At 47.1% G+C, this 1,338-nt stretch carries 1 protein-coding gene; it reads left to right on the top strand.

The window, feature by feature from the left end:
• Positions 1–1,307, top strand: a protein-coding gene (locus ICN30_RS11505; RefSeq protein ID WP_216275781.1) for an IS3 family transposase whose coding sequence is annotated in 2 segments (ribosomal slippage) — positions 1–406 and positions 406–1,307 — 1,308 coding nt annotated over the 2 segments. Because the reading frame shifts where the segments join, the coding sequence is not laid out codon by codon here. This gene is flagged as partial in the annotation.
• Positions 1,308–1,338 lie beyond the last annotated feature (31 nt).

Below are 1,338 nucleotides of genomic sequence, written 5' to 3'. Positions count from 1 at the left end.
GGTGGAGGCTACCTGAGGGTAGCTAATCATTACGGCATCAATACCACCGATGTCCGCAAATGGGTTTTGACCCATAAACTACATGGAGTATCTGCCCTGCAAAAGAGGGGTTATCAACAGTACACCCCACAGTTCAAACTATTGGCGCTCGAGCACATGAGGGCCAACAAAGCATCCCCACGATCCACGTCCGCCCAATTTAATATTGCCTCCCCTAGTACCATTTTGGTTTGGCGGCGCCTCTACAATGAAGGCGGCATTACAGCCTTGCAATCAAAACCTCAGGGACGACCGCCCATGTCAAAGCGCAGTGAGATCCAAGCACTTCTCGCCAAACCTTCAGAACAACTCACGCATGAAGAGCTCTTACTGAAGGCGCACTATTTAGAGGTGGAGAACGCTTATCTAAAAAAGCTCGAGGCCTTAGCACAGCAAAAGAACTTGGCAAGCAAGAGCAAGCCCAAGTCGTCACTGAGCTAAGGCAGCAATACCCTTTACAAACGATCCTAGGCATTGCCAATATGCCTAGAAGTGTCTATTACTACCAACTGAGCGTAAGCAATAAAACCGATCCCTATCTGGATGTCAAAACTCGGATTGGCGTGATCTACCATCGCCACAAGGGTCGTTATGGCTATCGACGGGTGCAAACAGAGCTCGGGCACGAGAAGTGCCATCTCAACCCTAAGACGGTGCAAAAGCTCATGAGTAAGCTCGGTCTTAAGTCAACCGTTCGCCCTAAGCGCTATCAATCCTATAAGGGGCCTGAAGGCAAAGCAGCGCCAAACTTACTGGAGCGCAAGTTCAATGCAACTGAACCTAATCAAAAGTGGGTGACTGATGTCACGCAGTTCAATATCGCAGGGAAAAAGGTATATCTCTCACCCGTCCTAGATCTGTATAACCAAGAGATCATCTCCTATGAGATCGCTGATCACCCCCAAATGAGTATGGTGATGCAAATGCTGAATAAGGCCTTTAAACGCCTTCAACCTAAAGACAAGCTCATGCTGCACTCAGACCAAGGTTGGCATTATCGAATCGCGCCATACCAAATGGCGCTCAAGCAAAAGGGTGTTGCGCAGAGCATGTCAAGAAAAGGTAACTGCTTAGATAACGCCGTCATGGAAAACTGGTTTGGGATCATGAAAACAGAGTTCTTCTACCAAAAGAAGTTTGACGATGTCCAAACATTTAAAATTGAGTTAAAGGAATATATCCACTACTACAACCATGATCGGATCAAGCAAAAACTAAAGGGATTGAGCCCGGTGCAATACCGAACTCAATCCCTTCTGGTAACCTAATCAAACTGTCCAACTTTTGTGGGTCAGTTCA

This window comes from Polynucleobacter sp. 31A-FELB, assembly GCF_018882405.1.
Lineage (GTDB): Bacteria > Pseudomonadota > Gammaproteobacteria > Burkholderiales > Burkholderiaceae > Polynucleobacter.
The sequence above is the reverse complement of the archived record's forward strand: the minus strand, read 5'-3'. Positions and strand labels throughout refer to the sequence as shown.